The sequence below is a fragment of the Kitasatospora sp. NPDC127035 genome (assembly GCF_042726075.1).
GTDB lineage: Bacteria > Actinomycetota > Actinomycetes > Streptomycetales > Streptomycetaceae > Kitasatospora.
Window position 1 is genome coordinate 1 of record NZ_JBHXDN010000010.1, and the last position, 16,758, is coordinate 16,758.

The 16,758-nt window shown below is 73.4% G+C and carries 14 protein-coding genes and 1 pseudogene; 3 read left to right on the forward strand and 12 right to left on the reverse strand.

Annotation, left to right across the window (positions count from 1 at the left end):
* Positions 1-97 precede the first annotated feature (97 nt).
* The 7 genes from ACFWIC_RS08705 to ACFWIC_RS08735 all read right to left on the reverse strand — a co-directional run bounded on the left by ACFWIC_RS08705 (position 98) and on the right by ACFWIC_RS08735 (position 6,465).
* Positions 98-229 (reverse strand): hypothetical protein, encoded by a 132-nt coding sequence (locus ACFWIC_RS08705; RefSeq protein ID WP_380517083.1) that lies wholly within the window; start codon positions 227-229, stop codon positions 98-100.
* On the reverse strand, positions 226-783 hold the full coding sequence (locus tag ACFWIC_RS08710; protein ID WP_380517086.1) for a helix-turn-helix domain-containing protein: 558 nt from the start codon (positions 781-783) through the stop codon (positions 226-228). Before ACFWIC_RS08710 ends, ACFWIC_RS08705 begins: the two co-directional genes overlap by 4 nt.
* A gap of 242 nt (positions 784-1,025) precedes the next feature.
* A complete protein-coding gene (locus ACFWIC_RS08715) occupies positions 1,026-2,090 on the reverse strand; it encodes a 2-aminoethylphosphonate ABC transporter substrate-binding protein (protein WP_380517089.1) in 1,065 nt (354 codons plus the stop codon).
* A gap of 157 nt (positions 2,091-2,247) precedes the next feature.
* Positions 2,248-3,045, reverse strand: a complete 798-nt coding sequence (locus tag ACFWIC_RS08720; RefSeq protein WP_380363946.1) for an ABC transporter permease — start codon at positions 3,043-3,045, stop codon at positions 2,248-2,250.
* Positions 3,032-3,925 (reverse strand): 2-aminoethylphosphonate ABC transporter permease subunit, encoded by an 894-nt coding sequence (locus ACFWIC_RS08725; RefSeq protein ID WP_380517092.1) that lies wholly within the window; start codon positions 3,923-3,925, stop codon positions 3,032-3,034. Before ACFWIC_RS08725 ends, ACFWIC_RS08720 begins: the two co-directional genes overlap by 14 nt.
* The gene (locus ACFWIC_RS08730; protein ID WP_380517095.1) at positions 3,918-5,270 is read right to left on the reverse strand and encodes an ABC transporter ATP-binding protein; all 1,353 of its coding nucleotides are present in this window, start codon (positions 5,268-5,270) and stop codon (positions 3,918-3,920) included. The genes ACFWIC_RS08725 and ACFWIC_RS08730 overlap by 8 nt, the downstream gene beginning before the upstream one ends.
* Before the next feature lie 73 nt (positions 5,271-5,343).
* A complete protein-coding gene (locus tag ACFWIC_RS08735; protein WP_380517098.1) occupies positions 5,344-6,465 on the reverse strand; it encodes a TIGR03364 family FAD-dependent oxidoreductase in 1,122 nt (373 codons plus the stop codon).
* A 743-nt stretch (positions 6,466-7,208) separates the two neighbouring features.
* Between ACFWIC_RS08735 and ACFWIC_RS08740 the strand changes: the two genes are divergently transcribed.
* Positions 7,209-8,903 carry a M4 family metallopeptidase gene (locus tag ACFWIC_RS08740; RefSeq protein ID WP_380517101.1) on the forward strand — a complete coding sequence of 565 codons (1,695 nt, stop codon included), beginning with the start codon at positions 7,209-7,211 and terminating at the stop codon, positions 8,901-8,903.
* Positions 8,904-9,986: 1,083 nt separating this feature from the next.
* Here ACFWIC_RS08740 and ACFWIC_RS08745 read toward each other — a convergent pair.
* The 5 genes and pseudogenes from ACFWIC_RS08745 to ACFWIC_RS08765 all read right to left on the reverse strand — a co-directional run bounded on the left by ACFWIC_RS08745 (position 9,987) and on the right by ACFWIC_RS08765 (position 14,385).
* The gene (locus ACFWIC_RS08745) at positions 9,987-10,220 is read right to left on the reverse strand and encodes a hypothetical protein (protein ID WP_380517104.1); all 234 of its coding nucleotides are present in this window, start codon (positions 10,218-10,220) and stop codon (positions 9,987-9,989) included.
* A 194-nt stretch (positions 10,221-10,414) separates the two neighbouring features.
* Positions 10,415-10,852 (reverse strand): annotated as a pseudogene (locus ACFWIC_RS08750) (zinc-binding dehydrogenase); the annotation flags it as partial.
* Positions 10,853-11,081: 229 nt separating this feature from the next.
* Positions 11,082-11,708, reverse strand: coding sequence for a hypothetical protein (locus tag ACFWIC_RS08755; protein WP_380517107.1), 627 nt, complete (start codon positions 11,706-11,708; stop codon positions 11,082-11,084).
* Between the two features lie 830 nt (positions 11,709-12,538).
* Positions 12,539-13,210 (reverse strand): response regulator, encoded by a 672-nt coding sequence (locus ACFWIC_RS08760; RefSeq protein ID WP_380358460.1) that lies wholly within the window; start codon positions 13,208-13,210, stop codon positions 12,539-12,541.
* The gene (locus ACFWIC_RS08765; RefSeq protein ID WP_380517110.1) at positions 13,207-14,385 is read right to left on the reverse strand and encodes a sensor histidine kinase; all 1,179 of its coding nucleotides are present in this window, start codon (positions 14,383-14,385) and stop codon (positions 13,207-13,209) included. The genes ACFWIC_RS08760 and ACFWIC_RS08765 overlap by 4 nt, the downstream gene beginning before the upstream one ends.
* 262 nt (positions 14,386-14,647) lie before the next feature.
* Between ACFWIC_RS08765 and ACFWIC_RS08770 the strand changes: the two genes are divergently transcribed.
* Positions 14,648-15,907 (forward strand): alpha/beta hydrolase family protein, encoded by a 1,260-nt coding sequence (locus ACFWIC_RS08770; protein WP_380517113.1) that lies wholly within the window; start codon positions 14,648-14,650, stop codon positions 15,905-15,907.
* A 271-nt stretch (positions 15,908-16,178) separates the two neighbouring features.
* Positions 16,179-16,490, forward strand: coding sequence for a hypothetical protein (locus ACFWIC_RS08775; protein WP_380517116.1), 312 nt, complete (start codon positions 16,179-16,181; stop codon positions 16,488-16,490).
* The last annotated feature ends 268 nt before the right edge of the window (positions 16,491-16,758 follow it).

Here is a 16,758-nt window from a genome sequence, read left to right on the forward strand (position 1 = left end):
CCACGTAGATGTCGCCCGTGGGATTCGTGTCCTCGAGCATGTGGAGGAACTGCTGGTAGAAGGCGCTGTTGCGGGATCGGGCGGTCATGGTGACCTCCTATCCGTCCGCGATCCGCAGTCCGCCGTAGACCCAGGTCTTCTCCGGTCCGCGGGAGTAGTCCAGTTCCGTCTTGATGCGGTGTCCGTCCGGCGACCAGCCCGGTGCCGGTGGGAAGGTGCGCGGGATCACCGGTCCGAGCTCGTCGGCGCACACGACCGTCGCGCCGTCGGGCGGGCTGGTGTACAGGCCGATGATCCGCGTCCTTTTCCCTCGAAGTCCACATCCTTCGAGCGCGTCCACGAGCGGGTGCGGCGCCAGCGCACCCCCTCGGCGAGCAGGATTCGCCGCACCTGGGAGCGCCCGACCGCGATCCCCAGCCGCGCGGCCTCGGCCGCCAGCGCGTCCAGCGTCCATTCGGGCGGGCCCGTCCCGTCGGCAGGGGCGAGTTCCCCGTCCTCCTGCCGGACCGGACGTCCGGGCGGTGCCTGCTTGACCAGCGCGATGATCCGCGACCGCTCGAACTCGGTGAGCCGGCGCGGCCGACCGGTGATCGGGCGGTCCTCCAGACCCTCCGGGCCGAGCTCGTTGAAGCGGTGCAGCCACCACCGCACCGTCTTCGGATGACAGCCCGGCTCCGCCGCGATCCCCGCCACCCGCAGACCGGACCAGCTCAGTGCGACGATCCGCGCCCGCATCACCAGATCCGCCGGCGCCTTCCGTGCCCCGGCGAGCCTGGCGATCACCCTCTCCTCGTCCGCCCCCACAGCGGCACGGGCCCGCAACAACCCCCGCACACCCCACCCCCTACCGCACCAGATTCACCCCAACAGAGGCTCTATACGAGCAACTTGAGAAATTCAGCAGTAGGGCGTGCCGCAGCCGCCGTCAGCGGCCGGATCCGCGTACCGGCTCCGCTCGGACGGGGGCGAAGGGGGGGCCGTGTGGCCCCGCCCCTTTCGAGCGCTGTTCCACCGCCCGGGGGGCATCAGCTCCCGGTGGCCCGGTTCCAGGCGTCCGTGTAGCTCTTGAGGTTGGCGTCGATGTCCTTCCAGTCGGGCGCGAATACGTCGACGCCCTTCAGCAGCGCGGCGAGCCTGGCGGCGTCGTCCCCGGTCGCCGGAACGTCGCTGCGGGCCGGGAAGCCGCCGGCGACCGCGCTCACCTGCCCCTGCACCGACTCGGTCAGCAGGAAGTCGAGTAGCATCCGGCCGGCGACGGGGTGCGGGGCCGACTCCACCAGGCCGCCCGCGTAGGGCAGCGCGAAGGTCGAGGGCTTCCCGCCGGGACCTGCGAGGAAGAAGATTCCCTGGTTCGGCATCGACTTCATGCCGGCGTAGTTCATCTGTACGTCGCCGTTCGCGACCAGCAGTTCCCCCTTGTCGACCTTGGCGGCCAGTGCGCCGGTCGACTTGGAGGGGCCCACGTTGTTCTTCTGAAGCTTCCGCAGGAAGTCGGCGGCTCCTTGGATGCCTCCGAAGTCGTGCATGGCCTTGATCAGCACGGCGGTTCCGTCGCCCGCCACGCCGGGTGTCGAGTACTGGAGCTTGCCGCGGAACCCGGCGTCCAGCAGGTCGTTCCAGCTCGCGGGGGGCTCGGGCAGTCGCCTGGTGTTGTGGATGAAGCAGAGGTAGTTGTTGACCACGGTGGTCCAGGCGCCGTCGGCGTCCTTGTCGGCCGTGGGGACGGCGTCCGCCCCAGCCGGACGGTAGGGGGTGATCAGGCCCTTGCCGACGGCCTGCTGGATGAACGGCGGTACCGTGACGATCACGTCCGCCTTGGTGTTGGACTTCTCCCGCAGCAGTCGCTGGACGATCTCGCCCGAGCCGCCCTCGACGTACTCGACCCTGACACCGGTCTTCGCGGTGAAGTCCTTGAAGACCTTGTCGTAGAAGCCGTTTCCGTCTTCGGACTTGAGGCCGTCCGCGCTGTAGAGCGTGACCACCGTGGAGCCCTGACCGGCGGACGGGCCGCTGCCGGCGCACGCGGCCAGTGATCCGGCGAGGGCCATCACCACCGTGGCTGCGAGGGTTGTTCTGCGCAGTTCCTTCATGGGTCGTGACTCCTTGGGGTATGCGGCGGCGCGGGGCCGCGACGGGTCGGAGCAGGGGAAGAGGGAGCAGGGCGGAGCGGGGAAGGGGGCCGGGCGGAGCGGGGAGAGGGGCCGGGTGGAGCGGGGAAGGGGGCCGGGCGGCGAGCTGGACAGGACGTCAGCGGTACAGGGCCCTCGTCCGGAGCCGGGAGCAGCCGATCAGCACCACGAGCGTGCTGGCGAGGAGGACCACGGCGAGGGCGGCGCCCGTGAAGACCGCGCCCCGGTCGGTGGCGGCGAAGATCCGTACCGGCAGTGGGAGCCAGCCCGGCGGGTACAGCATCATCGTGACGCTGAGCTCGCCCATCGAGAGGGCGAAGCAGAGGCCGAGCGCGGCGTTCAGCGAGGGCAGCAGGAGCGGGACGGTGATCCGCCACAGCACCCGGGCGGGCCGGGCGCCGAGCCCGGTGGCGGCCTGTTCGAGGGCCGGGTGCAGCCGCGTCGCGGCGGCCGCGACGGACTGGTAGGCGAAGGCGGTGACCTGGACGGTGTGGGCCAGGATGACGATGGTGCTGGTGCCGTTGAGCAGCACCGGCGGGCGGCTGAAAGCGACCAGCAGGCCGAGGCCCACCACCACGGAGGGCACCGCGAGCGGCAGCATGAACAGGCCGTCCGTCAGCCGGCGCAGGCGCGGGCCCGCGTTGCGGGCCGCCAGTGCCGCCCAGCTGCCGACCGTCAGCGCCGCCGCACTGGCGATCGTGGCGGTGGCGAGGCTGGTGAACAGCGCGTCCCGGGATTCCCCGTGCGCCGCGGCCGCGTAGTGCGCGGTGGTGAAGGCGGACGGCAGGACCCCGCTCCATCCCTGGGCGAAGGAGGCGGTCAGGACCGTGAGGAAGGGCAGGGCGAACAGCGGCACGGCCAGGAGGAGGAAGGCGCCGCAGGCCAGGGCGCGGGCGGCCCGGCTATGCACCAGCACGGCTGCCGCCCCTCCTGTGCCGGCCCCGTAGGCAGAGCCGGTAGACGCCGTAGAGCGCCACCGACAGCAGGACGTTGACCATCGCGATGACACAGGCCGCCGGGTAGTCGGACTGCAGGATGGCCCGGCTGTAGACGAGTGTCGGCAGTGTCGTGACGCCCTTGGCACCGGTGAACAGGACGATCCCGAACTCGTTGAGGCACATCACCAGGGCCAGGCTCCCGCCCGCCGCGAGCGAGGGCAGGGCCTCGGGCAGGATCACCTGGTGCACGATCCGCCACGGACGGGCACCCAACGAGGACGCGGTCTCGATCTGGGCGGTCTCCACCTGGGAGAACGCCGCGAGCAGCGGTCGCATCACGAAGGGCGTGAAGTAGGTGACCTCGGCGAGCAGGACACCCCACGGGGTCGCGAGGAAGGCTATCGGGGTGCCGTGACTGCCCGTCAGGCCCGTCAGGAGGCTGTTGGCCATTCCTGTGGAGCCGTAGATGAACACCAGGGCCAGCGCGATCAGGAACGACGGGAACGCGAGGAAGGTGTCGATGAAGCGGCCGAGCGCGCGCGCCCCGGGGAACGGAACGAAGGCGATCACCAGGGCCAGGAAGAACCCGAGTACGACGCAGCCCGCGGTCGCGCCCGAGGCGATCCAGACCGTGTTCCACAGCGCGTTGCGGAAGGCGGCCGAGGCCAGGACCTCCCGCCAGGGTTCCACCGAGTGACCGCCGTCGTCCGGTGAGAAGGACTGCAGGGCGACGAGCGCCAGCGGGTAGAGGAAGGCGAAGCCCAGAGCGGCCAGGGGCGGGAGGATCCACACCCCTGGGCGAAGAACCCGGGTGCGGCGCGGTCGGGTGGGCATCGCGCCGAGCGCCGCGCTAGCCATCGGCGCCCCCCGGGGCTGGGACGCGGTCGGCACCGTCCGGCAGCGCGCGCAGCAGAATCGCGTCCTCGGTGTCGAAGCCGAGCGTGACGGGGTCGCCGGGGCCGACGGGGACCTGAGGTTCGGTGAGGTCGGCGGTGATCCGCCGGCCGACCGGGAGGTCGACCAGCAGCCGGTGGGTCGCCCCGCGCCACTGCACGTGGGCGACGGTTCCGCGGAGCAGATTGGCGGCGTCGGTCGCGCGGACGATCCGCAGCAGGTGCGGACGGATGCACAGGGTGGCCGTGCTGCCGGTCGGCAGCGGGGTCGGTGCGGTGGCGCGCAGCGGCGTGCCGTCCAGGCGGACCGGCGTGTCGTGCGGGCCGCCGCCCGCCTCGACGGTCACCGGCAGCAGGTTGGCGTCGCCGACGAACGAGGCGGTGAAGGTGTCGCCGGGGCGGCGGTAGAGCTGCTGCGGGGTGCCGCAGTCCACCAGTCTGGCGTCCTTCATGACCGCGATGCGGTCCGCCAGGGTCAGTGCCTCGATCTGGTCGTGCGTCACGTACAGCACGCTGAGGTCGGGCAGTTCACGGTGCAGGCGCGCGAGTTCGGTCAGCATGTCGGAGCGGAGCCGGGCGTCGAGCGCGGACAGCGGTTCGTCGAGCAGGAGCACGTCCGGGCGGATCGCGAGCGCCCGGGCGATGGCCACCCGCTGCTGCTGGCCACCGGACAGCTCGCGCGGGTAGCGCGCGGCGAGGGAGGCCATGCCGGTCAGTTCCAGCGCCTCGGACACGCGGCCCGGGATGTCCCGCCGGGTGACCTTGCGGGCCTTCAGGCCGAAGGCGACGTTCTGGTCGACCCGCATGTGCGGGAAGAGCGCGTACTGCTGCACCACCATGCCGATGCCGCGCTCGTACGGCGGCAGGGCCGTGACGTCGCGTCCGCCGATGTACACCCGGCCGGCCGCTGGCGTGGTGAAGCCGGCGACGGTCCGCAGAGCGGTGGTCTTGCCGGAGCCGCTGGGGCCGAGCAGTGCCACCACCTCGCCGGGGGCGACGGAGAGCGTGAAGCGGTCCAGGACCACGGCGCCGTGGTAGGCGACCGTGATCTCCTGGAAGTCGATGCCGGACCGGCTGTGCGGCCGGGGGTCGGGAGGGGGTGCGGCGGACCGGTCCGGCGACCGCGGGGGTGTTCGAGTGGCCACGAGTGCGGTGTTTCCAATCCGTGTGTAGGGATTCCAGCCGGGCCGGATGTCGGGCGGGTCGGTGATGTACCGCCGGTCGGGGGCTGCCGGGATGCGGTCCCGGGTGGTGCGCGAGGGAGTTGTGGTGAGGGCGGAGGGGCGGACGGGCCGGCATGAGTCGCGCATGACAATTATTCCTGTCCATGGCGGCGTCTTTCGGGAGCCGCGGGCGGGATCGGCGGGCGGGGCAGGGCCTGCGTCAGAGGCCGAGCAGGTCGGCGGTGGTCTCGGCGATGGCCGGTGAGCAGGTCATGCCGCGGCCGCCGGGTCCGGTCACCAGCCAGACGCCGTCGCGCACCTGCTGGCGGTGGACGACCCGGGCGGTGTCCGCGCACTGCGCGTACACGCCTGCCCAGCGCCGCCGGATCGGCGGCAGTGCGCGGCCCAGGACGGACTCGACGAGGCCGGTGAGGTAGGCGTAGGAGTCCTCGACGACGTCGAAGTCGAACGGCTGGTCGTAGGCGTGCGTGTCACCGATGGTCAGCCCGCCGTCGCGTCGCTGGACCATCAGCAGTTGCATCCGGTGCCGGGCGGCGGTCGGGTGCTGGGGCTGCCCGAGGTCGAGGGCGTCCAGCGCCGGGCCGCCGTAGCCCGGGTAGTAGCGAAAGCTGTCCCCGTCCGCGACCGAGGTGGTGAGCTGCTCCCCCAGCGGGTCCGTCTGCATCATCTGCAGCCTGACCCGGCGGACCGGCAGGTCGGGGACGAGTTCGCGCACCAGGCCGCCGAGGTGGGCTCCGGTGCACAGGACGACCGCGTCGCCGTAGTGCACCTCGCCGTGGTCGTCGCGCACCGCTCTCGCGCCGACCAGCTCGCGCACCTCCCGTCCCGGCAGGAAGCTGTACCGGCCGCTGGCCCGCAGGACCGCGCGAAGCGCGAGCTGGGCGGTGCGCGGTTCCACCGCGCCGTCCCGCGCGCAGTGCAGGGCCGCGAGGAACTCCCCGCGCAGGGCCGGGTTCAATGCCCGTGCCCCGGCGGGATCCAGCAGGGTGAACCCGCGGGCCGCGGCCCCGACACCCCAGATCGCCTCCTCGGCGACCGCCAGCTCCGCCTCGGTCCGCACCAGGGTGAGCGAACCGTTCGCCCGGAAGCCCAGCTCCGGGACCTCCGCGCCGATCTCCCCCCAGAGCTGCCTGGCGCGCTGGGCGACCGCCAGTTCCTCACCCTCGGCCCTGCCGCTGACCCAGATGAGGCCGAAGTTGCGGACCGAGGCACCCCGGGCCTCGGCCTCGCGCTCGATGTGGACCACCCGATGACCGCGCTTGATCGCGTGCCAGGCGTGCATGGTTCCCAGAACGCCTGCACCGATGACTATGACTCGCATGCCCGGAACGGTGTCCCGCACGTGTTACACGCTCAGTTCGGTCCTGTGAACGGAAGGTGACATCCATAAAGGGACTAGACCCGTCATCAATTCGCTATGTCATACCTGTCCCGTCAACACCACGAGTCGCACGCGGAGGCTTCACCACCGTCCCGACGGAGACGGCGCAGCGGCGCCGCGCGGGCCCGGCCGGATCAGGGCGACGGAAGGACAGGGGAGACACCCTCGCGGCAACGAATGCGCAACGCCACGGGACGGCATCCCGATCGTCACCTCCCACTTCGAGCGGAAGGCTGGGGTCGTAGCGGCCTGTTTCGACGGCGTAGATCGCCACCTCACGGCAGCGGAAGCAGAGCTCCTCGGGATGATGTGATCGGCCTCGGTCCGCGGCACACCCGTCCGGCCCGCTTCGCCGGCCCGTGGGACGTACGCCGGTCAGGCCCTCGGACGCGGCTGACAGATGGCTGGATTCCACCCATCCCGCTCAACAAGAGCTCACGTTCCAACAAATTCCCGAACTTGATGGCTACTATTCCAACACCGCCCCCCGGTACCCGCTCCGGGGGCGCCGGTGCTGCGTGCAGCTTCGACATCGGACCCTTGCCACCGCCGCCAAGGTGACCTGTCGCGTCATTTATGTCATGTCCATGACTCATGACTGTTCTGCTCTGCATGCCGCCCCCTGCACCGTCCAGAGCCGCAGCAGCCGTGCCCCGCGTCCCACCTGACGCATCACCGGCCGGATGCCCGCCACGCCGCACCCTGCGACGCGGACCCACGCCCGACCGCACACGCGGTCGGCAGGCAAAGGAGCGCTCGTGAAGCGCAAGACCTCCATCCACAGTCTCGCCGCACTCGCCGTCACCACCGCCCTGCTGGTGACCGGCGCCCCGGCAGTCACCGCGCAGGCGGCGCCCCCCTCCCCGACGCCGGCGCTCGTCTCCGGCCGAAGCTCCGCGCTGGCCGCGGCCGACCGACAGGGCGCAACCATCGCCCGATACCTCGGGCTCGCTCCCCAGGAGAAGCTCGTCGCCAAGGACGCCGTTCTCTCCCCGGACGGCGGCCGGCACCTGCGCTACGAACGGACCTACTCCGGGCTCCCCGTCCTGGGCGGCGATCTGGTGGCGCACCAGGCCCCGGACGGAACCCTGCGCGGTGTCGACCGCGCGTCCGACGCACCCCTGGCGGGCCTCGACCCCTCCCCCGCACTGAGCGCCGCACGGGCCCAGGCCACCTCGCTCGACACCCAGCCCGGGGCAGCGGTCACCCGGCCGCCCCGGCTCGTCGTCTGGGCGGCCGACGGCGCCCCGCGCGTGGCATGGGAGACCGTGATCGAACGGACGGGCGACGACGGCGGCCCGAGCAAGCTCCACGTGATCACCGACGCCGCCGAGGGCGAGGTGATCCGGACCTTCGAGGGTCTGCAGACCGGCACGGGCCACGGCGTCCACGTCGGCGAAGTCCCGATCGGCACCACACCGACCGACTCCGGATACCAGCTCAAGGACGGAACGCGCGGCGGGACCTACACCACCGACATGCACAACGGCGCCCCCAGCGACGGGTCCCCCTTCGCCAGGGCGACCGACACCTGGGGCGACGGCCTGCCGTCCAACCGCGAGTCCGCCGCCGTGGACGCCCACTTCGGCGTCGCGGCGACCTGGGACTTCTACAAGAACACCTTCGGCAGGGAGGGCATCCGCGGCGACGGGGTCGGCGCGTCCAGCCGGGTCCACCACGGCAACGGGTACGCCAACGCGTTCTGGGACGACGACTGCTTCTGCATGACCTTCGGCGACGGCGACGGCAACACCCACCCGCTGACCTCCCTCGACGTCGCAGGCCACGAGATGACCCACGGCGTCACCGCCGCGACCGCCAACCTCAACTACTCGGGCGAGTCCGGCGGCCTGAACGAGGCAACCAGCGACATCCTCGCAACCATGGTGGAGTTCTACGCCAACCTGCCCGCCGACACCCCCGACTACCTGATCGGCGAGGAGCTCGACCTCCGCGGGAACGGCACCCCGCTGCGCTACATGGACAAGCCGTCCAAGGACGGCCGCTCCGCCGACTACTGGCGCCGGGGCATCGGCGGCATCAACGTCCACTTCTCCTCCGGCGTCGCCAACCACTTCTTCTACCTGCTCTCCGAGGGCAGCGGCCCCAAGACCGTCAACGGCGTCGCGTACGACAGCCCCACCTTCGACCACTCCACGCTCACCGGAATCGGCCGGGACAAGGCCACCGCCATCTGGTACCTGGCACTGACCGCCTACATGACCTCCACCACCGACTACGCCGCCGCCCGGACCGCGACCCTGCACGCGGCCGAGGACCTGTACGGCGCCGACTCCGGCGAGTACACCGCCGTCGCCGCCGCCTGGAGCGCCGTCAACGTCGGCGCGGTACTGCCCCCTGCCCCTCGGCAAAGCTGATCGGCAACGCCGGCTTCGAGAGCGGCGCAGCCCTGCCCTGGACGGCAACACCCGCTGTACTCGACGCCGACCCGAACCAGGCCAGCCACGGCGGCTCCTGGAAGGCCTGGCCGAACGGCTACGGGTCCACCCACCAGGACACCGCCTCGCAGACCGTCACCATCCCGGCGGGCTGCCGCGCGGCGCTGAACCACGGGCTACACATCGACACGGCCAAGACCAGCCGGTCGACCCACCCCGCACCTACGGCCAACCCGCACCGGTAGGCCGTACCCGACAGCACACCCAAAGCGGCCGGGCGGCTGATGCCGCCCGGCCGCTCCTCCGCGCCCGCCCGGGGGTGGCCGTCGGGCACCGCCAAATCAGTGTCCGCAGCCCCCCACTCGACAGGGGACGGTTCCGACGTTCCGGACGGCTCGGCGGGCGAGAGCGCCCGTCATCTTGTAGACGTGGTACTCGGGGCACGTGCAGGCGGCGCACGATGCGGACCTGCGGCAGCGGGCGTGGCACCAGGCCCTGCTCACGCAGCGCAGCCCGACGGGTCTGCTTCGGCGCCCGGTCGAACAGAACGGTAGCTGAGCCTCCCCCGCTGCGCGGGAGGGGTTGATGAGCTGGTCAGGGCGGGTGCGGGCGGTTCGACGGTCACTGGTTCGGCCATCGCCTGGCCGGTGCAGTACTCCTCCTCGTACTCTTCCGGGCTGAGCCGGCCCAGACGGACCACGGCGTGTGGCAGCCCGTCTCGCAGGGCTTCGCCGAGGAGTGCCCGAACTCCCCTGACAGCAGGAGCCGCCTTGGTACCTTCGGGCAGAGTCGAGCGTCTTCGCGCGATGTCCGTGCCAGCCAGTGATCCGCCGGGTTCGCGCTGAGCTCTCTGCGCGAACCCCACACCGGCTTCGCGGCGAAGAGGCGACACATGAACATGCGGGTCTATCAGTCAAGCCACCCCGGCGGGCCTCGGTTCTGCCGGCCGTCCATCGCCCGGACGCCGCCGCAGGCCGCATAGCGACGGTGGCGGTGGCACGTCGGCATCTCGGCGCCGGTGATCCCGGTCCGGTCTGACGTGAGCGCGGTCGCGGCCCGACGTCATGCGTCCGCCTCACTGTCCTTCCCGTTCGGGTGATGGATAGCGCGGACGGCATCGCGCACGCCCGTGCCCGTGCAGCGGCTGATCGGCAAGGCCGACGTCGAAGTGGTCCACACGGGCGACGACGGGCGGATCGGCGGATCGGCGAGCTGATCACCGCGATCGCGGCCCGAGCGGATACCGGTGTTGCCGAGGCGATGACCCTGCGTGCGGCGCCGGCCGAGGATCGACACCGTTGGCATGGGCGCCCGGGATGGCCGCAGGCCGGGCCGACCGTGCGGTAGCCCCGGGCCGGGTGCCAGCCGGGGTCGAGCAGGGCGGCCAGGTCCCGGGCGTCCTGGTGGTCGTCGGCAGCGAGATAGACGAAGTGGTGGAGGGTGAGTTGCCGCCCTCCGTCGAACAGGGCGAAGAAGTCGAGGGTCAGGGGCTGGGAGGACGCCTGACCGAACCAGAGGAAGAGGCCGCCGGGTGCCAGCTTCCGCAGTGCGGCGGAGCCGAGCCGCCCTCCGACGGATTCGAGGACGACGTCGAACATCCCGTTGTCCAGGCTGTCGATGTCGTGGACGACCTCGGCCCCGAGGGCGGGCAGGTGCTGCCAGGGCTCGTCCTCGGAAGCGACGACGGTGATCCGTGCGCCTTCGGCCACAGCGAGCTGCACGGCGAACTGGCCGACCCCGCCGCCCAAGCCCCACCGGCCGTCCAGGGCGGCGCCTGGACGTCCTCCAGGGCGGCCTGACAGCCACCCAGCCAGGACAGCGGCGCCCGACAGCCCGGGACGGGGGCGCAGCACGGCGGGCACGGCCACCAGGGACGGCCGGCCCGGCGGCGGCCAGGACCGGGCGGCCCGGGTGATTGCCGCGCACACCCAGACCGAAGCAGGACGGACGCCGAGCGGGCCGAGCCGGGCCGCCGGAGCACAGCAGCCGGGCCTCCACGAGCCGGTCAGGCCGGCGACGCAGCGAGGCCGCAACCCGGCCCAGACGGCGGCACAGCAACCTCAACGACGGCCCGGCCAGCCGAACCACGGCGCAGCCCCGGCCAGGAGACAGCCCGGCGCAGGTCCGGCCGACGCGGGCCGGCAGGCGACGGCCCGATCAGTACAGCTTGTTCACCGCCGCCTTCACCGTCTCCTTGAAGGCGGGGACGTCGGGCTGGGTCCAGTTGCTCTCCCACTCGACGAGGACCACGGTATTGCCGTCCCGGCCCACGCCGTAGAGGTAGTTGCGGTAGCCCTGCCAGTAGGGGACATAGGCGATGTGCACGCCGCCCGCGGTCGCCCCCTCCTCGACCGCGATCGACCCGTGGTCGTACCCGGTCACGATGTCACCCGTGTTTCCGGCGCGCGTACGGTCGACACAGCCCTCGTAGTGCTGCCGGACCGACCAGGCCAGGGCGACCGCCTCGGCCTCGGTCGGCAGGACGACGGCGTGCTCGTAGACCGAGGCCGTCTCCGAGGTGTTGAACCCGGCGCTCCAGACGCTCTCCACCGGGATGTCGTTGGTGTTGTACTGCCAGAAACAGGGGCCCGTGATGTTCCACCCGGGCTCGTCGTACGCCCCGCCCATCCAGGGCAGCGAGTCCGGCGGCAGGTCAGCGATGTCGATCATCCCCGGCTGCGCCGACGTGTCGGCGGGCGTCGCGCCCGCCACCGGCGCCGCCGCCGCGACCGCCAGCAGGGCGACGCCCGCCCCGCGCGCCCACGTACGAATCCCCGACCTCATCCGTCCACCTCCGTGTGTACAGCTGCGGAAAGACCCCCGCCCGATCGGGACCGGGGCACCCGTCCAGCATGCGAAACCCCGCCCGACGGGGAGGGGCGAGCACGAACGGTGTCCTGAATCCCCCGTCCTGAGCACAGGATCTGACCGAAAAGACCACGTCGGCTTCTTGGCCGGGCACCCCGAAGCGGGTTCGCGGCATGATGGGCGGCATGACCGATCAGACGGACGAGTGGGCCACCCTCTTCTCCTACGAGAGCCTCCCCCGCTGCCCGAAGCCGGCGCGGCTGACGGCGGATTGACTGCGCGACCTCGGCATCGACTGGATGCCGTTCCGCCCGGACGAGATCAGGATCGACCTGGCCTGCGGGGTCGGCCGGAACGGGCGGGCGTGCGGCTGGACCGCGCTGTAGAACCGGGCCAGAGCGCTCGCCCCGTCGTGGAAGCCGGTCAGGTCGGACGGGAGGAGTCCTGCGAGACCGCCGTCCTCGACCTCCGGCTCCAAGCACGGGAGCGGCCGGGGCCTGGCGGCACCTCAGCGAGGGGGCTGGGGGTGTCGCCTGCGGCGGCACCGGTGGAGCGGGGCAGCGCGGCGGCGGGGCGCGGGAAGCCGGGCCGCCAGCCGGGACCCCCGGGCGCTGCGCAGCACCCCCACCCGCCGCGGCGAAGAGGATGCCCACCGGACCTGCCCCACGGCATCCGCACCAGGAACGCGACACCGGCCACCGGGAACAGCACCACCGGAACCGCAGGCGTCCGCGGGCGGACCCCCGAGGCACCGCGGAACACGGGCGGACACCCGGACGCAGCCCCCGCCCACGGACCGGCCGCGCCTACCCCGGCCCGACCAGCCCGCACTCGTACGCGAAGATCACCGCCTGCACCCGGTCCCGCAGACCCAGCTTGGCCATGACCCGGCCGAGATGCTTCTTCACCGTGGGCTCCGCGAGGCCGAGGGCGGCGGCGAGTTCCGTGTTGGTCAGGCCGCGGGCGACCCCCAGCAGGACCTCCCGCTCGCGCGCGGTCAGCACGCGCAGCCGCTTCGCGTCGCCCCCGCCGCCGTCGTCCCCGGCGGCGGGGAGGCGGTGCGCGAAGCGGTCCAGCAGCCGCCGGGTCACCTGGGGGGAGACCACGGCGTCCCCCCGGGCCACGTCGCGGATCGCCCCCAGCAGCTCCTCCGGCCGGATGTTCTTCAGCAGGAAGCCGGAGGCCCCGGCACGCAGCGCCTCGAAGGCGTAGGCGTCCAGGTCGAAGGTCGTGAGCACCAACACCCGCGTCCCGGGCACCTCGCGCAGCAGCCGCCGGGTCGCCTCGATGCCGTCGGTGCCCGGCATCCGCACGTCCATCAGCACCACGTCCGGCCGCAGCCGCCGCGCCAGCTCCACCGCCGCCGCCCCATCGGCCGCCTCCCCGACCGGCTCCATGTCCGGCTCGGCGCGCAGGATCATGCCGAACGCCAGCCGCAGCAGTTCCTCGTCGTCCACCAGCAGCACCCGCACGCTCACGGCGCGTCCCCGGGATCAAGCCGTACGAAGACCCGCCAGCCGTCGCCCGGCCGCGGGCCCGCCTCCAGCACCCCGCCGAAGGCCGCGGCGCGCTCCCGCATCCCCGTGAGACCCCGCCCGGACCCGGCGGATCCCGGCCGCCCGGTCCCTCCGGCCCGCCCGTCGTCGGTCACCTCGACCGTGACCGTCCCCGGCGCGCAGGACACCCGCACCTCGGCGCGCGCCCCCTCCGGCGCGTGGCGCAGCGTGTTGGTCAGCGACTCCTGGACGAGCCGGTGCACTGTCAGCTGCGCCGCGGCCGGCACCCCGGCGGCCTCGCCGTCCACCCGCAGCCGGGTCACGAGGCCCGCCGCCTCCATCCGCTCGCACAGCGCCCCGAGCTGCGCGATCCCCGGTGGCGACCGCCGGTCGTCCCTGGCCCCCGCGTCGGTACCGGCGTCCTGGAGCAGGCCCAGCGCCCGCCGCATGTCGGTCAGCGCCTGCCGCCCGGTCTCCGCGATCCGGGCCGTCACGGCGGAGGAGTCGGCCGGCCGCGCGTGCCCGAGCGCGTCCGCCAGCGCCACCACCACCGACAGGCCGTGCGTCACGCTGTCGTGCAACTCCCGCGCGATCCGGGCGCGTTCCTCCTCCACCGCCCGACGCTCCCGCTCGTCGCGGTCCCGTTCCAGCCGAGCCAGCCGCTCCGCCCGCGCGGCCCGCCGGATCCGGGCGTTCGCCCCGAGCAGCGCGCTCGCGGCGACCGCCGCCGTCATCGCGGCGGCCGAGGCGAGGAACCGGCCCTCGGGCGCCCAGCGCGCCGCCGCCAGCACCGCCCCGGCCACCGCCACCAGACCCGCCGCCCAGGCCGACCGGTGCGGCGCCCGCGCGGTCACCGTCCCGAGGGCGACCAGCAACGCCGCGTCGGCCGGCAGCTGAACACCCAGCAGCCACTGCACGAGCGCCGCGGCGGCGATCACGCCGAACGCGGACCGGGGCGCCCGCCGCCGCCACACCAACGGCAGCACCAGAGCGGTCTGCAGCGCGAAGCCCGTACCGTCCGCCACCCGCCCCGGCCCGAGCGTCACCAGGAACAGGGCCGCCGCGAGCGCGGCGTCCGCCACCAGGGGCGGCACCCGCCCCGGCAGCCGGGCGAGGGCGCCCGGCGGGCCCGTCCGTACCGCGCCGGTCCCGGTCATCGTGTCCGTCCTCGCGTCCGCGTCGTCCGGCGTCCTCGCCGGAGCCCCACGGTAGGGCCCCCGCGCCCGCGAAGGCGTCCGCCCACCGGCGGAGACCGGGGAGACCCCGGGCCACCGGGGTCTCCTCCGCGCGGAGGAGCGGTCGCGCCCTGGGGCGACCCGCGCCCACCAACGGGATCGTCCCCCGGCAGGGCGCCCCGCACCCTCGGCGGCGAAACCATGGTGGCGACCCCGCAGCCGTACCCGCCCGAGGAGCCTGCCCATGCCCCCGACCCGCCGCGCCCTGCTCGGCACGCTCGGCGCCGCCGTGCTCGCCACCGTGGCCGCCGCCCCCGCCCCGGGAAACCGCCCCGCCGCCCCGGCCGGGGGACACGGCCCCGCGCACGCCCCCGGCACCCCCGTCCCGCTGCGGCTGCCCGCGCCCACCGGGCCCTGGCCCGTCGGCACCGTCGCGCTGCACCTGGTCGACGACAGCCGCCCCGATCCCTTCCTCCCCGCCAAGCCCTACCGGGAGCTCATGGCCGGCCTCTGGTACCCGGCGGAACCCGGGGCAAGCCACCCGACAGCCCCCTGGCTGCCCCCGGCCGCGGCGGCCGACTGGGACGCGCACTCCGCACCGGCCCTCGGTGTCCCCGCCGGCGCCGCCGACTGGCGGGGGATCAGGACCCACGCCCGCACCGGCGCGCCCGTCGCCCGCCGTGCCGGCCGGCTGCCCGTGGTGCTGGTCTCCTCCGGCGACGGCGGCTCGCGCGCCCTCGGCACCACCCTGGTCGAGGAGCTGGCGAGCCGCGGCCACCTCGTCGTCGCCCTCGACTCCACGTACGAGGCCGAACAGGTCGAGTTCCCCGGCGGCCGGGTCGAACGCGCCCTCCCGCTCCCCGACGACCTCACCCCGGAGGTCATCGCCGCCCTTCTCGCCGGGCACTCCCGGGCCCGCCTCGCCGACGCCCGCTTCGTCCTCGGCGCACTCGACCGACTCGCCTGCGGGGACCGCCCCGACACCGGCACCGACCCGCTCCCGGACGGGCTCGCCAAAGCTGCCGACCCGGCCAGGACCGGCGTGCTCGGGCAGTCCCTCGGCGGCTCCGTCGCCGCCCAGCTCGCCCACGACGAGCCCCGCGTCCGCGCGGCGGCCGACCTCGACGGCGCCCTCCTCGGACCCGTCGCCGACAGCGGCCTCGCCAAGCCCTTCCTGCTGATGGCCTCCGGTACGAAGACCCTGCGCACCGAACCGAGCTGGGCCTCCTGCTGGGCGGCGTCCACCGGCCCCCGGCACGCTCTGCGGCTGCGAAACGCCGCCCACGGCTCGTACACCGACCTCCAGGTCCTCCTGCCCCAGCTCGTCCGCCGCCTGCCGGTCCCCGACACAGCCGGACTCATCGGCACCGTCGACCCCCGGCGCTCCCTGGCCGCCCAGCGCACCGCCGTCGCCGCCTTCTTCGCGCGGTACCTGACAGGGCGGCCCACCGGCTTCCTCGACCGGCCCGGCGACCACTGGCCGGAGCTGGAGGTACTGCGCTGAACCGGCCCGCCCGACACCCCTCGTGGCGCCGGACGGCACGACCGTCCGGCCAGTAGCGTGGCGGACGCGGGGCGGGCCCGGACACGGAGCCGGCACGACCGGAGAACGGACGGACCCCCTGTGCCTTCCCGCAAACGGGCGGCAGCCGGATCCGGGAACGGGCAAGCGCAGCCGGCGAACGGGGGCCGGGAGCACCAACGACCGGGACAACCTGCAGGCGCTTCCGCACCACGCTGCGCACGGCGTCGCCCGCCAGCGCGGTGTGAAGGAGGTGAGCAGCTGCTACCGCTGGCACAACAAGCACTTCGTCCGCATCGCCCGCGTTCTCGGACTCACCCCGCCCCAGCGGGCGACCCCGGTGGTGGGGATGACCGACTGTCGGCTCGGCGACGCCGAGGCCGGACGGTGGGACGAGGTGATCCCGCTCCTGAACGCGGCGGCGGCCGCCCAGCTGGAAGCCGTCGTGCAGTCCACCGCGACCCCGCGCAGTCCCCACTCCGGCAGCCGGTTCGCGATCGTGTGCGCGGCGACCTGCCGCGCGAGCTCACCCTGCTCGCCGACGAACGTTGCGCAGGCGGCCTGAGCAGCAGTTGCTCCCACGTGTCGAGGGTGATGACCGTGCCGGTCACGATCGCGTCGGGGACGAACAGGGTCACCGTGACGTCAGCCTCGGTGTACCGCACGCCAAAGTGCAGGAGTTCGAGGTGGGGGTCGGGGTGCCGGGCTCCGCGGTTCGGTCAGCGGTGCGTCACGGTGTGGCATGAGGGCCTTTCTGGCACCGGGGTAGATGTCGCAATCCACACCTGGCCAGAAGGCCCTCACTCATTTCAAGACCACCGACCCGTGAACCC